We start from the raw sequence: 17942 nt of genomic DNA, 5'->3' as shown, positions 1-17942 counted from the left end.
AGAATATGATGCCTAATACGTCAGATACCTATTAGATAGCCTGTCCCATATGAAAAATATGGTAAACGAAAACTGGAGATGATTCGTTATTTAGTCCGGTATGTTTACGTAACTAACAAAATGATGATTTATACTCGGGTATACTAGGGATAGTTTCCTGCCAATCACATCGGGTTAGTTACTAAGTAAATCTGACTGAGGGCGCGTCACCGGGTTTTTCCGTTGGACCGCTGGGGCACTGTCGGTATGAGAATTGGTTTGAGTGACGTCGAAGGTCATGTGCTGCATGGTCTGTTAGAGGAAACGTCGGGCGATATCGTCATCAGGATCGACCGGCATGGCTTCATCATCCACGCTTCGGCGAATATCGCCGAGCTAGGGTTCGATTTTGCCGGAGCATTGCTGCTTCCCCACATCACCGATTTGGCGGCACGAGATCACGCTGCCTACCTTGGAGAGCACGTAGCGGCAGTTCTGGCGGGACGCCCACAGACTGGCTGGGCGGAGTTCCCCGTGAACGAAAGCGCCGGCTGTAATTCATCAAGCTCCGGCCATTGCGCGCGGTGGTACGCGCTAAGCTTGCGGCCAATGTGCGATTCAAGGGGCATAGCCGATGGTGCCATGTGCTTGATGCGTTCCGTGCAGCAGGTCCGCAGCCTGGAAGGTGAATTGCACGCTCGCGCAGTAACCGATCCCTTGACTGGTCTCGCCAATCGGCAGGCCTTCTGTGCCACATTGAGACGGCATCTCGCCCACGGAGGCGGTCAAATGATAGCGGTCTTCGCCGTTGATTCCATGCGGGCCCTGATGATGCGTTACGGCCAGCGCACAGCGGACGAGGTCTTGTGGGGCTTTGCCAAGTTTCTCGAAACAATGGCGCTGAGCGGGCATGAATTGGCCCAGTTGGACGGTGAACGGTTTGCCGTGCTTTTGCCAGAGATGACTTCGCGCAGCGCACGCGAGTGGTGCGAGGATGTGGTTGCCACATTTGCTGGTCTCGCTTCTCCTGCTTCGAACCATGCGCGGTCAAAAGGCACGCATTTGACCGCGAGCGCAGGGCTCGCTCGGGTCGAATGCACTGTAGATTGGACCCTGCGCGAAGCCGAACTCGGGCTGGTGCTGGCGCGTGCTGGTGGAGGGCGCCAGGTGGCTGTCGCAGGACACCGGCGCGCAGCCTGACACCTCGCTAAACTCGCGTGCGAGGATAGGTCATGCCATGGTCATGAGCCATATTGCCACCATCCTGCTGCTCGGTTCAGGCGAGTTGGGCCGCGAATTCGTTATTTCTGCCAAACGCCTCGGGGCACGGGTGATCGCCTGTGACAGCTATGACAATGCACCCGCCATGCAGCTCGCCGATGGTCGTGAAGTGTTTTCAATGCTCGATGGCGAAGCCTTGCGGACAGCGGTGCATAAGCATCAGCCCGATCTGATTGTGCCAGAGATCGAAGCAATTCGCACCGAGGTTCTGGTCGATCTGGAAACCGAAGGCTTCATGATCGTACCGTCAGCACGCGCCGCGCAGCTCACCATGAATCGCGATGCCATACGCGACCTGGCAGCAGAAGAGCTGGGCCTGGCCACATCGCGATATGGATATGCTGAAAGCCTTGCTGAGGTGCGTGAAGTGGCCGGACGTATCGGCTACCCGCTGGTAATCAAACCTGTGATGTCGTCGTCGGGAAAGGGCCAGAGCAAGGTCGATTCACCGGACGCGCTGGAAACCGCGTGGGACAACGCTGTCGTCAATATGCGCGGCGACCGGGCGCGGGTAATCTGCGAACAATTTATTGCTTTTGATTATGAGATCACCCTCCTCACTATTCGCCATAAAAATGGTATCAGTTTCTGCCCACCTATCGGCCACCGGCAGGAACGTGGCGATTACCGTGAAAGCTGGCAGCCGGCGGCCATGTCGCCCGATGCATTGGTCAAAGCGCAGCACATGGCCGCCAATGTGGTTATCGCCCTGCAGGGTGATGGCCGCGGTTGGGGGCTTTATGGGGTCGAATTTTTTGTAAGTGGCGAAGATGTCATTTTCTCCGAACTGTCTCCGCGGCCCCACGATACCGGTATGGTCACGCTCATCAGTCAGCGCCTGAATGAATTCGACCTTCATGCGCGCGCCATTCTGGGATTGCCGGTACCCGACGATATTGCCGCCCACCCTGCGGGATCAGCGGTTATCTTGGCTGACAGGGATAGCGACAACTTCGACTTTGACGGGCTGCAAGATGCGCTCGCGTTAGACCCTGTTGCAGTGGATGTACGGCTTTTCGCAAAGCCCGCCACCCGGCCCTATCGCCGGATGGGCGTCGCGCTAGCCACGGCCGATACCGTCGAAGCAGCAGTCAAGCTGGCGAAAGACGCAGCCGGCTGCGTCCGGATCCATTACCGCTGATAGCAAAGGGGCAGCTTTCCTTTCGGAAACGCCGCCCCTGAAGATCGTGTGCAGAGAAATTCAGAAGCTGACAATTAACGCCATTTTGTTCGCAAGCATTGCCACACGACGAGCATTGGCAGCATTGAGCGCAAGCTCTACCTGCGGCTGATAGTTCGCGCGGGCCTTTGCGATGCAGGCACGATCGCTGACCAGAGCAGCGAGATTGCGTAACGATGCGCCGCTTTTGCACGCTTGGCGGGCCGCACGGTTCAGCCGCTGTTCGAGCACGACGCGGCCATCGGGCCGGGTGAGATCCAAATCACTGTATGAAACTGCAACCGATTTCGTTTCGGCAGCGAGCGGCGCAGCGATAGCAAGAGCAAGCGCTGGCAGGGCGATTCTGAAAAGCATTTGCGCGGTTCCTTTTGAAGCCCATCAGTAAATCTGCGTCAGGGGGTTTGACCTAGTACGGGCAGTCCATGCTGACCTCGGCGGCATACCGTGCGAGCGTTACAAGTTGCGGACAGGTGTAAGAAAGTTTCGTTAAGCGGCAATCATAGTGCTGTCGCAGATTTGCCATCCAGATGCCTTTGTTGCGTTGTTACCTTGACGCGATATTCCCCGTCGCTGCTTGCGATGCGAGCCACTTGCGCCTAATTGCCGCGACCATGAACACTTACCCGCATTCCGCTGCGATGATGCAGCGCGGCACCAATTTCCTTGGCTGTGAAACCGCAATTCTATGCGGCGCGATGAGCTGGGTGTCAGAGCGCAATCTTGTTGCCGCGATAAGCAACGCGGGCGGATTTGGCGTGATTGCTTGCGGCGCGATGACGCCGGAATTGCTGGACAGGGAAATCGCAGCGACCAAGGCACTGACCAGCAGACCTTTCGGCGTCAATCTCATAACGATGCACCCTGCGTTGTTTGACTTGATCGCAGTGTGCCGAAAGCATGGGGTTACGCATGTGGTGCTGGCAGGGGGCATACCGCCCAAAGGCAGCGTTGAAGCGATCAAGGATGGTGGCGGGACCAAAGTGATCTGCTTTGCTCCCACGCTGGCATTGGCAAAAAAGCTGCTGCGCTCAGGCGCGGATGCGATGGTAATCGAAGGGATGGAGGCCGGTGGCCATATCGGCCCGGTCTCAACCAGCGTGCTGGCGCAAGAAATCCTGCCTGAACTCAGCGCAAACCATCTGGTCTTCGTTGCGGGCGGGATCGGCCGGGGAGAGGCGATTGCGAGCTATCTCGAAATGGGCGCGGCGGGCGTGCAGCTGGGCACCCGCTTCGCCTGCGCCACCGAAAGCATCGCCCACCCCGATTTCAAGAAGGCGTTCTTCCGTGCCAGCGCCCGCGAGGCCGTTGCATCCGTTCAGGTCGACCCGCGCCTGCCGGTCATCCCTGTTCGCGCGCTCAAGAACAAGGGCACCGAAGAATTCACCGCCAAGCAGCGCGAAGTGGCCGCGCTGCTCGATGCGGGTAGCGTCGACATGATGGAGGCGCAGTTGCAAATCGAACATTACTGGGCCGGTGCGCTCAGGCGCGCAGTGATCGAAGGTGATGTCGAAAACGGCAGCGTCATGGCCGGACAATCAGTCGGCATGGTAAACCGCGAAGAACCAGTCGCCGATATTATTGCCGAACTGATGACGCAGTGCGAGACAGCGCTGTCTCGCGCAGCCGTTGCGGCCTAGACGCCGTCCATGAGCAGCCGCCGCCATGGCGCGGCGCGTTCATCATCGCTCTCCAGCGGGTTCCACACTGCCGCCATCCGCGCGCGCGCAGCAGGCTCGGGCAACCCGGCCGCGCGATCGAGCAGGTAGAAGAATGCCGTCACCCGGTAGTTCATGATGCAATGGACGTGATGCGGGCCGGGCTGCGCCGTCAGTGCTGCGGCGAGCGCGGCGACATGGGTGGGCGTGGGCGCGTCGAACGGCACCGGGATGGGGGTGTAGGCGATCCCTGCCGCCGCCAACAGCGCGGCCTCGTCTGCCAAGGCTTCGGGATGGCTGTATAGCGCTAGGTTGACGACATGGCGCACACCGATCGCCGCCAGCCGCGCCGGATCGCCCGGATCGAGCTTGCCCGAGGTGGTGATCCCGTCCGGACGGCGCTGCCAGTTCCGGATATCGTCGGGATCGCCCGCCTCCGCCATCGCTACCGCCGGGCGACCTTTTTCGCAGCCCCGCCCAGCGCCTTGTCCTCGTTGGCGCGCTTGATGACATAGGCGCGGATCGCCTCGATCTCGGATTTGGAGAGCGATCCGGCGAAGCTCGCCATGCCGTTGGACTTGAGCGCGCCGTCATGCACCACCGCGCTCCACGCAGCTGCGCTTTCGAGCGATCCGGCGCGGCGCAGATCGGGCAGCACGGTCGATCCGACCGCGCCCGGCGCGTGGCAGACCGCGCAGTAGCGGCCATACTTGGCCTGCCCGACCGCGATCACTTCGGCCGAAGCGGTGCTGGGCGGCGGATCGAGCGGAATATCCGCCAGCGCCGGTTCGGGCGGCAGCTTGGCGGTGCCGCCGAGCTTGAACACCAGCAGCCGCGAAATATTGCGCACCGGCGCTTTGCGATTGATCAGATCGCCATCGACGCTGAGCGCATAGGCCCCGCCCCAGCCCGCCAGCACCGCGACATATTGTTCGCCATTGACGGTGTAGGTGGCCGGCGGTGCGACCACCCCGGTCTGCGCGGCAAAGCTCCACAGCTTCTTGCCAGTGCTGGCATCATAAGCATTGAACTCGCTCCCTGTGGTGCCTTGGAACACCAACCCACCACCCGTCGCCAGCAAACCTCCGTTCCACGGACCGGGATGCTCTACCGTCCAGCGTGCTTTTTGCGCAACCGGATCCCACGCCACCAGCATTCCGCGAAGCGTGCCAGCCACCTGCTTTCTAAAGCCCCCGTCCGGTGGCAGATCGCCCGCACCAAGGTTGAAGCCGACATTGAAGCCGCGCACCGTGTCGGGCTTCCAGTCGGCCTCGGGCGCATACATCATGCCAGCCTCGAAAGCGGGGATGTAAACAAGGTTCTCTCCCGGGTGATAGGCCATAGGATGCCAATTATGCCCACCAAGCGCCCCCGGCGTTACCAGCGCGGGCTTACCGGTCTTGTCGACGCGGGTTTCGGGGTTTTCGATCGGGCGGCCTGTGGCCGGGTCGATCCCGCTTGCCCAGTTGACGCTCACATAGGGCTTGGCGCTAATGAACTTGCCGGTCTCGCGGTCGATCACATAGAAAAAGCCATTCTTGGGCGCCTGCATCAGCACCTTTCGCATCGCCCCATCGATTTCCATGTCGGCGAGCATGATGTGCTGGGTGGCGGTGTAATCCCAGGTCTCGCCCGGCGTCGTCTGGTAATGCCAGACATATTCGCCGGTCTTGGGGCGCACCGCGACGATGCTGGAAAGGTAGAGGTTGTCGCCCTCCCCGGTCCCGTCCTTGCCGGGGCTGCGATAGGCGCGGTTCCAGGGGCTGCCATTGCCCACCCCGATATACAGCAGGTCGAGATCGGGATCATAGGCCATCGAATCCCACACCGTCCCGCCGCCGCCGATCGCGTCGGATGCGCCCAGCACATCCATGTTCCAGGTCTCGGCGGCCCTTTCCAGGTAGGCGGGCGCATCCCTGGGGTCACCGCCTTCCGGCACGGTGTAGAACTTCCACAATTGCTCGCCATTCGTCGCATCATAGGCTGCAACAAACCCGCGCACGCCAAACTCCGCGCCGCCATTGCCGATGATGACCTTACCATCGATTACGCGCGGGGCGCCCGTAATGGTGTAGCTTTTGGACTGATCGACGGTGACTTTCTCCCAAACAACCGCTCCCGTGTCGCGGTCGAGCGCGATCAAGCGGCCATCCAGCGTGCCGACGAATAGCTTGTCATCCCATGCGGCAAGTCCCCGATTGACCACATCGCAGCAAGCCTTGACCGCAGTTTCACCCGGCACTTCAGGATCGAACGCCCATAACGCCTTGCCGGTAGTCGCATCAAAGGCTTTCACCTTGCTCCATGCGGTAGTGAGGTAAAGCTTCCCGTCCATCACCAACGGGGTCGCCTCCTGACCGCGCCCGGTATCCATATCGGCAAACCATGCAAGGCCAAGATCGCGAACGTTCTCGCGGTTCACACCGTCCAGCGGCGAATAGCGTTGTTCGGAATAGGTGCGTCCGTGGCTGATCCAATTGGCGCTATCGCCATCTGCCCCGACTAGCATGGCAGTTGTGATCCCATTTGCGCCGCCATCTGCGTTCGCACTTGTAAATATCTGACTGCAATTTGCCAACGTCCCAGCTGACAACAACAAGGCCGCTCCGTAAGCCCAATGCTTGAAGTGCATCACACCCGCTCTCCCCTGATAAGCCGCCCGTTTCCCGAGCCGTTCTATTTGGCCGCATGGTGACGTCTTCCAGCGGGCTTGTCCAATCCTACTGCACGCGCTTATCATGCGGCCGACGGGCTGGCAGGAGAGACCACCATGTGTGAAGAAAGCAAGCTGGCCGAGTGGGCCAAGACAACTCTAAGCCGGCGACAGCTCGGCGCGCTCACCGGAGCAGCAGCCGTGGCTGCTTGCGCTTCAAGTGACGGCGACAGCATTGCGCAGAACGCTGTCCTTGGCCTTAAGGAGCGCGGCGTCAGTTTCTCGGCGGCCGACGGTACTCTTGATGGCTTTTTCGTCCAGCCTGAAAGCGGGCGCCATTCGGCTGTCATTCTCTGGCCTGATATCGCCGGGATCCGGGAGGCCAAACGCAACATCGCCCGCAAGCTCGCATCAGCAGGCTACGCGGTTCTGGTCGTCAATCCCTATTACCGCGACGTCGCAGGCGAACAGTTCGCCGATTTTGCCACCTTCATCGATGCAGGCGGCTTCAACAAGGTCGGGCCGTGGCGAAAGAAGCTGGATGCGTCCGCCATCATGCGCGATGCGACTGCAATCGTCGGTTGGCTTGATAGCCAGCAAGGCGTCGATTCAACACGCGGCATCGGCACACAAGGCTATTGCATGGGGGGACCCTTCACCATCTGGAGCGCTGCGGCCGTACCAGCGCGCATCAAGGCAGCGGCAAGCTTCCACGGCGGAGGTTTGGTACGGCCTGACAATCCGATGAGCCCGCATAAGGTGCTGGACAAGGTTGAGGCGAGATTGCTGATCGCCGTGGCGCAGGACGATGATGCTGAGGCGCCCAACGACAAGACGATATTTGCGCAAGCTGCTGACGCCGCCGATGTCGCCGCAGTGGTGACCGTCTATCCCGGGGATCATGGCTGGATGGTTGCCGATAGCCCCGCCTATGAAGCCACCGCGGCAGCACGCGGTGAAGCGGATTTGAAGGCGTTGTATGCAGCGGCTCTGACGTAAATCTTGATTGGTCAATGGCGGGGGGCCTGCGCCACCCGCCACCACCGGCCCGCTGGCCTTCAGCCCGATTTGCGCAACTTCGCACGCTCGTTGGCGGCACCAAAGCGACCGTGCTTGCGATACCGCAGCATCCACTTGTCGAGAAACAGGCCCAGCGGTTTGGGTGCGATCCCCAGATCGGCAAAGCCGCGAGCGCTTGGTGCGACGGTGCTGCCAGCCTTGAGCAATGTCCACTGGTCGCGGCTCATTGGGGTGCCCGGCATCGCTGCGAAAGCAGCGCTGATACCGTCAGGCACACGAAGAAAGCTACGCTTGCGACCCTGTGCAGCCGCAATCCTCTCGTGTATTTCGATCATGGACAACTGCTCGGGCCCACCAAGTTCATAAGTGTGTCCACCATGACGCTCAGGGTGCTCAAGCGCGATCGCTACGGCCTCGGCAACATCATCGGCATAAACCAGCTGCAACTTCGCGTCTGGTCCGAAGACCGGAAGAACAGGCAGCATTTCGATCATACCGCCGAACATGTTCAGAAAGTTGTCGTCCTTTCCAAAAACAATCGAGGGGCGAAGGACGGTGGCAGTCGGAAACGCCCCCAAAACTCGCAGCTCACCGACGCCTTTGCCGCGAGCATAGTCTATGGCCGATGAGGGGTCTGCGCCGATTGCACTGACATGGACGAACGATTTGACACCGCGCTTTTGGGCCATTTGCGCCATGGCTCCGGGCGCTTCACCCATCAGTTTGACGAGATCGCCGTCAAAAGCTCCCACCAGATTGACCACATGACTCGCGCCGTCCAGCGCCGCCGCAACATGTGCTTCGTGTGTGATATCGCACGGCATAAGCTGCAGTTGCCCCAAGTTGGCAAGCGGCTTCAGATCCTGGGCCTTGAAGGGTGCCCGGCTTGCCAGCCGAATCCTCGCCCCGCGTACAAGCAAGCTTTGAGCAACATAGTTGCCAATATAGCCGGTACCGCCGAATATAGTGACCAGTTGACCGGTAAGCGGAGATGAGATGGGCATGGGTCTGTTGCTCTTGATGGCGTTGTGATGATTGGCCGCGCTTTGCGACAACGCAGCGCCGGAGGCAAGGGTTCCGGTAAGCGATGGGTTCATCTACGCGTCTACGATGCCAAACGCCGAGGCATCCGACCGTGCTCTGCGATGCAACGGAAGAAATTAGCAAGCGCGGAGGGCCATCCAACCGAATTGCAAGCATCCGTATTATTGGCTGCTCACAGACTGAAATCTTTGCATTGACAGCCCCCCCGGCCCCAGCTAATCGCCCGCCCCTACCCAGCTTCCGGCAGCGATGACCGGATGCACCGTGCCCAGATGGCGGAATTGGTAGACGCACCAGCTTCAGGTGCTGGCGCTCGCAAGGGCGTGGAGGTTCGAGTCCTCTTCTGGGCACCAACGCTGGTCAAAGATGGGAACACTCCCCTCAAGACGCGGCAACCCCTTGGCAATGCCCCTCTCCAGCACGGACTTGGGCCCGCTGATAACGATCTGTTTATCGGAAACTTCTACCCGCGAAACGAACATTCGCAGGTAGGCGTTTCGCAAGGTGCTGTCCTCATCGTGGAGCTTCTCGCGCAGTTGCTGGGCAAACTTCTGCAGAGCCTCAGGCGTGATTTTTCGGGAGCCTCTGGCCAGCTGACTTTCAAGGACTTCGATCCTTGAGGTGAGCGCGGCCACAGCCTCACGATTCTCCGTCAGGCGGTTGGCAAATTCCGGATCACTCGCCTTCATCACGCCATCTTCGATCAGAACGAGGAGCCGGTCGATCGCGGTACGCCGCCTTGTTCGCTCCGCGTTTGCCTGGGAGAGCTCCTGCTCAAGCAGTTGCCGCTTCTGATCGGTCAGTTCGAGGACATCCTTGAGCAACAGCTCGAGGCGCCCTTTACCAAGGATGCGCTTCTCGACAGCGCCGAGAACCGCCTCATCCAACTTCTCCCGTCGAACGTTCGGACATCGGCACCTTTGCCCTATGTTCGTCCGCTCATTGCATTTGTAATAGTAGTATTTGACCTTCGTTCTGGATGTGCCGCTGCCGATTGTCATGCCGGATCCGCAGCCTGACATGCCGCATCTTGCTATGCCCGTAAGCAATGTTGTCCCCGCAGCAACGTGGGGGGCCATTTGTGTCGGGGCCCTTGAGGATCTCAGCGCCGCAACCCTTTCGAATTGCTCACGCGTAATGACCGCAGGGCATTCCACCGGGATCCAATCTTCGCGTTCGGGCACAATGCCGTCATCATCGGCCGTTCTGTCGTAATAGATCCCCGTATATATCTCGCGGCCGAGAATGCCCGCCAAGTTCCCGTTTGTGAACCGTGCGCCTCGAAGCGTTACGCGGCGATCATTAAGCGTTTTGACGATCCAGCGGCCACCGCGCCCCTGCTCCGCCCAATCGAAGATCTGCTGCACGACCGCTGCTTCGGCCGGCAAAATTTCGAGCTTCATCCGCTGCTTCTTGCCATCGGTCTGAGCGACATATGTTGTGAAGCCGAAGGGGATGGGGCCGCCATTCCAGAACCCCTTGCGGGCGTTGGCGCGGCGGCTTTTCCGCGTATAGATCGCATCGTCTATCGCGCGTTGTTCATCGACCATCGCGGTGATTGTCTGGCCCATCCGTTTGGTGCGACCTTCACCGAAATTTTCGGTCACGCTTACCATCTCGACGCCGGCTTGGGCCAAGGTATGGATCGTGTTGACGAACAGGTGTATGTTGCGCGCAAATCTAGCCTGACGGTAGATCAAAATGATCTGGACCGGCCGGTCAGGGCCGGTTGCATCGGCGATCATGCGGGTAAATTGGGGGCGCTTGCTTAGCGTGCCGCTCAGGCCGCTGTCGACATACTCACCGATGATGTCGATCCCGTTCCGATCGGCATACTGGCAGCCAGCGTAACGCTGAGCCTCAATCGAAAGCGCCTTTCCGCCTTCGTCATCGACGGACAAGCGCAGATATAAATAGGCTTTCTGTACCGCCTGGCATGCTACGGGCTTCGCGCGCATCACTCATCTCCGCTGAATAGCGCCGCGATTTCCTCGCCGAGCGCCTCGGCGAGCATTTGAATCTCCTGCGCGGTGATTGGCAAGTCCAAAGGCAGATCGCTTCGGACTGGAACAAGCCTGATGGGGCTCCGCCGACGCAAAGCCGGCGGAGCCCCAGTTTTTGGACAATCCGTGCTTCGTGACACTGCCATCGCCCTTTATGGCGTCAGCCCGCATCCAGTTCGAAATAGGCATAGATCTGCTGGACGAAGGCCTGTGCTGCGACTTCACGTTCTTCAATCGTCATTGCGTTAGGATCGGGGAGGCGCAGCCTCGCGATATTATCAGAGTGCATGTCGAGCGCCCCAACGACCTGATCGTCACTTCCGAAGACTTCCACGCTATCTGTCGGCGCGAACGGATCGGCCTTTTCGGCACTGGCTTTTTTTCGCAGATCCCTCAATGTCGAAAGCGTCGAGTAGCTCGCCGGGAGTGAAGGAAACTCCTTCCGCTGCCAGGTCCTCCGCTCGAGAGACAAATGCACCAACTTCCTCGTCGCTGACTTTTTTCATGTGGTCGTGGATGCGCACGCAAGCGTCGATCGAAACGCGGTCCGGCTCCTTCAGCAGATCAAATACGACCGGAAAGTCCTCAATGGTCCGAGCTGCCTTGATCATTCGGCTGACTTGGTCCTTCTTGAGGGCCGGATATCGTTCCGCGATGGCCTTCTGGCTCATGCCCGATACCCGATGGACATTGTTGACAGCGAAGGCCATTTCGATCTGGGTCTTTGCGACCTTGCCGACCACGGCGTCACACATGCTTTCGACGGCCTGCAACTCCGTGCCAACAAAAATCACGCACCTCACTTTCGTATCCATTTTGTTGTGATGGACGGTTCGAAGCGCGTTCACGCGGCGCCTCCCGTCTTTGACAGCGTACAAATCATCGCCAAGCTTGATGACGACGAGGGGACGCATCATGTCGGGATTGTGAGCTGTCGCGAGCAGTCCCGCGTCGGCGACATCTGATCGCCGAGACATGACCGCGCAGTGGTATTCCCAGTCTTGCAGACTGGAAAGGGGAACCCAGACTTCCCCGGGCTCTGTTGGTGGGCGGTCGAACTCTTCCTTGATCGCTTCTGACACAGGAGGAGCATTATTCAATAACTGCGGCTGCTCGATTTCATCCTGAGGTTTGACTGCTGGCTTGGTAATCGGAGAATCTTCGGGGTAACTTTTTTTGATTTCAGGCGAATCTTTGTGTTCATCTTGGGATCGCTGCGGAAGATCGAGAGGTTTAAGCTGGCTCTCGCTCACCGATGTATTTTGCTTTTCCATTGTCATTCCATTCGCTTGAGGGCCTTTGACACTGCGTCTGGCGCTCGCGAACTGGTTTGATGATTCGCTCAGTTTTTGTTGATCCTGACTTACTTGTTTTTGTCGCCACAATATCAAGATGCGCGTCGCAGGCATCCTGGCAGCCGCTATAATGGGGCAAATTGCCGCTTCTGCTTTGCGCAAAATTCTCGGGCATTGCGGCCCGCAGGGTGAAGGCCCGACATCGGACAAGCTTGACGATCGCTTTGGATGACGGAACCTGGGACATAGCTGCCTTTTCGAGGCTGCTGGCCTGACGGCAGGTTTCGTCGGAAAACGACATCAGCTCCCCTAGTCGGCTGCTGACCGCGAGGGCCAATTTGCCTCTTGGATCGAACTGTTAGCCGTAGGAGGAAGCGCTGGCCGGTGCCGGTGTCACAAGCGCTCGATTTTTACACCGCGATACCCTCATGGTTGGTGATGGCGGCCTGTTCGCTCTTCCGCAGCGGCGGCCGTAGGCGGTCGTTCGTTCATGTTGACTGCCACATGGCTGATCAAGTTAGCGGACGCGACGGCAAGCGTGGTCGCCGGACGCGAATGCTGGCAAGAACGGCACGGAAATGGAGCTGAGACCGGATCGATGAAGTTGCGCGCTTATGATCTCGAGAAAGGCCAGGGGCGGCGGATACCGTCGCTGGGCGTGTGCATCTATTGTCAAAGGCCGCTCTCGCCCGAGAATCTGACCGACGAACATGTGATCCCTTTCGCGCTCGGCGCGAACTCGAGCATTTTCCTCGAAGCGTCGTGCCAAGACTGCGCGAGGACGATTCAGCCCTATGAGCAGGACGTGCTTCTTAAACAGCTAGGCAACTTCCGCCGACAGATCGACGCGCCCAGCCGGACCAAACCGAAGAAGCGCCCAACACATGCAAACGTCACCTTCAAGGAGGTTGATAACGATGGCTGCGACCTGCGGCCGCTCGGCGAGCGTAGCATCGCCATCGCCGAGTTGCCGCTGGCGCTCAGCCTTTGGCAGCTGCCCGAGCCGCGGATCATGCGTCCGCATTCGGTTCCCGGCGACGACGAAGGTCAGCCATGGCTTTACTGTGACGACGTAAATACGGTGCGGGCGCTGTGCCGCCAGGTTGCCGAAGAGACTGGCAGCAGGCACGTCGCGCTCGAAATCGGCGCGGTCAATCGGACGAACTTTCTGCGCTTCCTCGCGAAGACCGCGCACGCCTATGCGGTGGCAGAAGTCGGCCTTGACGCGTTCGAACCGTTGTTGATCGAGATCATCCTTGGTCGGGAGAACGATATCTCGCGCTATGTCGGCGGCTATTACGGCCCACCCCCTCCTGGTGCGGCGCCGGAGAATCTCGTCCTGGCGCATATCGGTCAAGCGGTGGAGGGACCCGGCGCGGGGCTGCTCATTGTAGCGCTGCAGTTCTATCCGCTGCTCGGTTCGCCGATCTACAGTGTGATCGTCGGCCGCACCATAATTGACATGGACGCGCAGGCGTTCGACATCGGCTACGACGTTTCCGGCTGACCAGCGTGGATACGCGCGCAGACCGCCAGCGCCTCGCCTACCTATTCTGCTCGCGCCGGGAGAGCTCGGCCAGCCTGATATCGTCCCGGACGAGTTCTTGCGCCTTGAGCGCGTCGAGCGTTCGGCGTGTTTCGTACGGCCACAGCCATACATCTTCGGGAAGGACCTTCCACAAGAGGTCGAGCAGCTCGCGCGGATACTGGGAGGCGATCCCTCCTTCTAGGTCGATGAAGTGGCCCATCCGCACCGACGATCCCGCGATCGCATCGAGGAGCGGGAGGATCGCATTGACGATCTCGACGAACCTATCCGGCATGGCCAATGCCATGTCGACCAGCCGGCCGGACGTCCGCGGCGTCCGGACCGACCTCTGCCGTGGCCACACGCGTTCGAGGAAGGGAAGGATCCGGTCGCCCCATTTCGAGTCGGGCTCGTTCGACCACCGCTGCAGATACCAGAGCATCTGGGTCCGCAGTTCGTCGTCGGCGTGAATCAGCACCTCGCGCAGTTCCACATCGGGGATGAGCGCGTCGTCTTCGGCGGGGTTGTCGCTGCCGGCCCAGCCTGCAAGCAGCATCCCGGCGAGCTTGTTGGCTTGGTCCCGGCGCTTCGCACCCGATCTCGCCAGCGCGATGAAGGCCGGCTTGAGGCGAGTGTAGAGCGGGAGCTGCGGCGTCCGGGCCGCCCAGAAATACCCTCCCCAAAAGGCTTGGGCGTCGGCGTCGTCTTCGTCGGCGACTGCCAGCAGTCGGCTTTCGGTCCAGTCCGGGTCGATGAAGTAGAGCCAGTTCGAGTGCGGCGCGGTCATGGCGATCGCCTGCCGACGCGCGTCGCCGGGGAGCGCGAGGAGCTGATCAAGCCGGGTCTTCCACTCGGCAGGCAGACCCGTGTCGGAATTGAAGTCGGCCTTCGACGGATCCTTGAAGAGGGCGTCGACCATGCGGCCGGCTGGCTGGTTGAGACCGTCATCGACCCATCCGGCGTCCGCCCATCTGAACCGGTCCTTCGGCGGGTGGGTCGCCAACGCGGCGACGAGCAAGTCCCACACTGCCTGGAACACGTCGGGAAGGTTGGTCAGCAGCCAGGTCGCGCGGTCGCGAATCCACTCGCTGATTGGATGCCGCAGTTCCGCGACCTTCTCTGTCTGGAGCTTGGCGAGCCGCCCCGCGATGACAGTGAGCAAGCGTGGATTGGGTTCGCCCTTGGCGGTTTCATGAAGGAGAGCAGCCCATTCCCGCGCCGGAAACTCACCTTTGCGTGCGGCGTCGGTCAGCACCGCCAGCGCGAACGCGGGACGCCTTTCCGCCAGCCCGGAGAAGGGCCGGTGGTCGATGAAGGTCTCGAAGTCGCGGCCCGAGGCTTCGCGCACGGCGGCCAGCACCTCGCCGACCGTTAGCCCCTCAAGCGGGGTGGGGTCGGTGTCGGTCGGAATGCTGCGGACCTTGCCTACGTTCGGCTGCGCCGTGCGATCCGCGAACCTGATCTCCCAATCGGGATTGTCTTTGCGCAGGTTGGTCATCTCGGCTTCCAGATCGAAGCTGAACTTCACCCCTTGAGCGCTCATCCATTGAAGGCGGTTAAGCCGGTAGTGGGCGTTGATCCTGGCGAGATCGTCGCGGGACTCCGGCCAGGGGAATGAGCCCGTCAGCAGGCGGCACTCGAGATCCTGTCGACTCTTCGCGTCCAAGTCTGTCCATCTGTCGCGGAGTGCATACAGCAGGTCCCGTTCCTGCTGATCAGTCCAGAACGACTCGTCGTCTAGAGACAGAAACACCTCGGCGGCCTCGTCCGGATCAAGGATCGCTGGCTGGCCCGCCGCCCAGATCCGGAGGCGTTCAAAGACCGGATTTGAACCGGCCGGCCAGCGGCCGAACTCCTCCCTCGCCGCCGCGCGGTCGGCCTCCGCCAGGCGGACCATCATGTTTACAAACGTCGCGAGGAGGCCGGTCAGTTGGAAACCGTCCTCGTCAGGCTGTTCTCCATCATCCGCCCGCGTAGCGTCGAAGTATATCCGGTCATGCCCGCCAATCTCGCTTTCGAGGACGATGGCGTGCTCGATCTGGGCTCGAAGAAGCTGGAGCGCATAGCCGAGATGCTCCGCTGGAATGACGAGCGGCTTGTGCGGTCGCGGATACTTCACGTCAGGCCGAAGGACGTTCTCGATCGTCACTTCCTCTTTGCCCGGAGGTAGTCGCGTAAGGATCGGCGGCTCGACGGTCAGCAGCGGACGATACATGTCGATCGTTGACCTGACAGTCGCCGTCGACCAGCCCGACTGGGCGACCACCGCCTTGATCTCGTAGCGCTGGCGATTGGGGTCTGGCGGGTCGGTGCGCCACGCAGCGATGAGCAGGCGCCATGCCTCTCGGATGCTAGCCGGAAAACGATCCTGCTGCTGGCGCAGCGACCATTCGAGATGCGACACGACGTCCGGATGCAGACCGTGCTGGTGCGCCGCCCACCAGACTGCGGCCGGCTGGTGGGCGACGCGGACCAGATACGCTCCTAGATGCCAGAGGCGGGCCGGCAGCTTCGACGGGCCGCCGGCATCCGGACCCCGCAGCCGACCCGTCGCGTCCGGTGCCAGCCGCTCGCGATCGGCTTCGGTGGCGGCAAGCAGATCCCAAGCGTCCGCCGAAACCTCGCGGCTGGAGAACCGGTCGTCGGGATCGGTCGGCGGCGGTGGTCGGTCTGAGTCGAGACCTAGTGAATCGAACGGATCGACGCGTTCGCTTCCCTCCACGTGAGGGTCTCGCGGGCCAGGAGGCGCGTAGCGCCTCTTCGGATCAAAGACGCAGAGCCATTCCGCCGGAAGAGGCGTTCCCTTGTCCGCCAGGCGCCGGGCGCCGTCGCGCGTCGCCGCGAGGTGGGCGACGATACCCCGCTTGTGGGGCTGGAGGGCGCCCGGGCCGGCGGCCGCCATCGCGATGACCCTCTCGTGCCAGGCGTCCACTTCGCGCGCCCGGCCCGCCCATGCCCGCAAGGTCTCCCAGAGCGCAAAGTGGCCGTTAGCGCTGTCGTATGCGATGGGCTGCACGCCCTTGTGCTTCCATTGTGCGGCGGCCTGGTCGACGCTGCCTGACTGGAAGGCATAGAGGTCGTTCGGCCTGTCCTCCTCCCGGCTGAGCGCCTCGAGAAGATACTGGACCGGCGGATCGTCTGCCGAATACCCGACGAAAACGATCTTGAAGCGCTGCAGTAGTGTCTGGATGTAGCGGGTTGCCCAGCCATCCGCGAGATACGCCCGGCCGAAGTCGGCGCTCGAAAGAACGAACTCGTCGTCGCAGGCGCGGCTATACTCGACGTCGACGCGGCCATGGATGTGGATGACCCCCCTGAAGTCCGTCGGGCGCCGAGGATCGGGCAGATGCGGCGGATTGAACGAGCCGAGTCCGGGGTCGCAGTCCTCGAACAGCCGGTCGAAGTTGGTGGTGATCAGCCTGACGACGCCCGCCGGATCGCGTGACAGGTCGAGCAGGGTGCGATGGGCGCCGAGCCCGTGCCCCTGAGGAGGAACCAGGGCCTTGGCCACAGCCTCGCGCACCTCTTCGGGGTAGAACTCCTGCTCCAATAAGCCGAAGATCCGGTCGGTGGCGACGACGCCGGTGAGGCCGGTCGCCTTCTCGAAGTCCCGGCTCGCCGAAAACAGTCGTCTGGCCGGACTGTCGAGGGCGGAGCCCAGAGAGGAGAGCACCCGGCCAGCGAGGCTGGGAAAGTTCGGCAGGTGTGCCTGCGCCTGCGAGACGCCCGCTCCGCAGAAGAACAGGACATGTCCCGCGTCGCGGGCTGTCAGCAGTTCGTCGGGTAGTTCCGGACCGTCGGCGATGAACCTCATTGAAGCATACTAATCGTCTAGCGCGTGATGAGGGAAGCCCAGCGTTCTGAAATTTTGGTTTCGGTGATACCAACACGGTCCAATCCGAGCGGGCCACTAGGCAGGGAGTGTGCCATCAGTCCCACCTGTGTTCCTGACATGAACGAGCGTGGGAAGGCAGGCTGAACGTCTGGATATGGGTCTTGGTGTCACAACCGGTCGGTTCTGACGCTCTACACCAGTCAGCGATTTCCAGCGGGCTCACAGGTGTCACAAGCTCATATTGAAATGTGGCTTCTGAGATCGATGATCATGCGCTTCGATGGCCCGACGCAAGCGCTCTGGTGCCAAATCGTATCCTTCGGCCAGCGGCAGGTATCAAAAGATATGGTCGATCAGTACTTAGCCAGTGAACGACCGACTGTGGGGCGATAGCTATCGGAAGGTCGTGGGACATTACTGCCACTTTAGAGCGATTGGTCGAACGGCAGCTCTTGTCAGAAGGCCGACA

Annotated in this window: 13 protein-coding genes, 1 tRNA gene and 1 pseudogene; 6 read left to right on the top strand and 9 right to left on the bottom strand. The window is 60.8% G+C overall.

Annotation, left to right across the window (positions count from 1 at the left end; translation table 11 throughout):
* The first annotated feature begins 258 nt into the window (after nucleotides 1–258).
* Both SJY33_RS13640 and purT read left to right on the top strand, forming a co-directional pair.
* Complete coding sequence (locus SJY33_RS13640; RefSeq protein ID WP_379923323.1) at nucleotides 259–1179, top strand: GGDEF domain-containing protein; 921 nt, start codon at nucleotides 259–261, stop codon at nucleotides 1177–1179.
* Nucleotides 1180–1222: 43 nt separating this feature from the next.
* Nucleotides 1223–2401 (top strand): formate-dependent phosphoribosylglycinamide formyltransferase, encoded by a 1179-nt coding sequence (gene purT, locus SJY33_RS13635; protein WP_379923322.1) that lies wholly within the window; start codon nucleotides 1223–1225, stop codon nucleotides 2399–2401.
* Between the two features lie 60 nt (nucleotides 2402–2461).
* On the opposite strand, the gene SJY33_RS13630 is transcribed toward purT, so the two are convergent.
* Complete coding sequence (locus SJY33_RS13630) at nucleotides 2462–2794, bottom strand: UrcA family protein (protein ID WP_379923321.1); 333 nt, start codon at nucleotides 2792–2794, stop codon at nucleotides 2462–2464.
* A gap of 245 nt (nucleotides 2795–3039) precedes the next feature.
* Here SJY33_RS13630 and SJY33_RS13625 point away from each other — a divergent pair, with 245 nt between their 5' ends.
* A complete protein-coding gene (locus tag SJY33_RS13625; protein ID WP_379923595.1) occupies nucleotides 3040–4077 on the top strand; it encodes an NAD(P)H-dependent flavin oxidoreductase in 1038 nt (345 codons plus the stop codon).
* On the opposite strand, the gene SJY33_RS13620 is transcribed toward SJY33_RS13625, so the two are convergent.
* Together SJY33_RS13620 and SJY33_RS13615 are read right to left on the bottom strand one after the other, a co-directional pair.
* Nucleotides 4074–4538: a beta-lactamase hydrolase domain-containing protein gene (locus SJY33_RS13620; RefSeq protein ID WP_379923320.1), complete on the bottom strand. Its 465-nt coding sequence runs from the start codon at nucleotides 4536–4538 to the stop codon at nucleotides 4074–4076. The two genes, SJY33_RS13625 and SJY33_RS13620, sit on opposite strands and share 4 nt — an antisense overlap.
* A gap of 2 nt (nucleotides 4539–4540) precedes the next feature.
* Nucleotides 4541–6727, bottom strand: a complete 2187-nt coding sequence (locus SJY33_RS13615) for a PQQ-dependent dehydrogenase, methanol/ethanol family (RefSeq protein ID WP_379923319.1) — start codon at nucleotides 6725–6727, stop codon at nucleotides 4541–4543.
* A 138-nt stretch (nucleotides 6728–6865) separates the two neighbouring features.
* Between SJY33_RS13615 and SJY33_RS13610 the strand changes: the two genes are divergently transcribed.
* On the top strand, nucleotides 6866–7747 hold the full coding sequence (locus tag SJY33_RS13610; protein WP_379923318.1) for a dienelactone hydrolase family protein: 882 nt from the start codon (nucleotides 6866–6868) through the stop codon (nucleotides 7745–7747).
* 59 nt (nucleotides 7748–7806) lie between these two features.
* Here SJY33_RS13610 and SJY33_RS13605 read toward each other — a convergent pair whose 3' ends face one another.
* Nucleotides 7807–8772, bottom strand: coding sequence for a complex I NDUFA9 subunit family protein (locus tag SJY33_RS13605; protein ID WP_379923317.1), 966 nt, complete (start codon nucleotides 8770–8772; stop codon nucleotides 7807–7809).
* Between the two features lie 306 nt (nucleotides 8773–9078).
* On the opposite strand from SJY33_RS13605, the gene SJY33_RS13600 reads away from it, so the two are divergent.
* Nucleotides 9079–9165, top strand: a tRNA-Leu gene (locus SJY33_RS13600).
* 519 nt (nucleotides 9166–9684) lie between these two features.
* Here the strand turns inward: SJY33_RS13600 and SJY33_RS13595 are convergent.
* The 4 genes and pseudogenes from SJY33_RS13595 to SJY33_RS13580 form a co-directional block, all read right to left on the bottom strand.
* Nucleotides 9685–10770: pseudogene (locus tag SJY33_RS13595) on the bottom strand (recombinase family protein); the annotation flags it as partial.
* A gap of 205 nt (nucleotides 10771–10975) precedes the next feature.
* Nucleotides 10976–11104, bottom strand: a complete 129-nt coding sequence (locus SJY33_RS13590; protein WP_379923316.1) for a hypothetical protein — start codon at nucleotides 11102–11104, stop codon at nucleotides 10976–10978.
* Between the two features lie 46 nt (nucleotides 11105–11150).
* Nucleotides 11151–12089 (bottom strand): hypothetical protein, encoded by a 939-nt coding sequence (locus SJY33_RS13585; RefSeq protein WP_379923315.1) that lies wholly within the window; start codon nucleotides 12087–12089, stop codon nucleotides 11151–11153.
* Nucleotides 12049–12411, bottom strand: coding sequence for a hypothetical protein (locus SJY33_RS13580; RefSeq protein WP_379923314.1), 363 nt, complete (start codon nucleotides 12409–12411; stop codon nucleotides 12049–12051). Before SJY33_RS13580 ends, SJY33_RS13585 begins: the two co-directional genes overlap by 41 nt.
* Nucleotides 12412–12600: 189 nt before the next feature.
* Here SJY33_RS13580 and SJY33_RS13575 point away from each other — a divergent pair, with 189 nt between their 5' ends.
* Entirely contained in the window at nucleotides 12601–13617 is a 1017-nt protein-coding gene (locus SJY33_RS13575; RefSeq protein ID WP_379923313.1) for an HNH endonuclease, read from the top strand.
* Nucleotides 13618–13654: 37 nt separating this feature from the next.
* Here SJY33_RS13575 and SJY33_RS13570 read toward each other — a convergent pair whose 3' ends face one another.
* Nucleotides 13655–17452, bottom strand: coding sequence for an SIR2 family protein (locus SJY33_RS13570; protein ID WP_379923312.1), 3798 nt, complete (start codon nucleotides 17450–17452; stop codon nucleotides 13655–13657).
* Between the last annotated feature and the right edge of the window lie 490 nt (nucleotides 17453–17942).

The organism is Erythrobacter sp. R86502, assembly GCF_042466465.1.
In the GTDB taxonomy this organism is placed as follows: Bacteria; Pseudomonadota; Alphaproteobacteria; order Sphingomonadales; family Sphingomonadaceae; genus Erythrobacter.
Note: the sequence above shows the minus strand (reverse complement) of the source record. Positions and strands in the feature narration are given on the sequence as shown.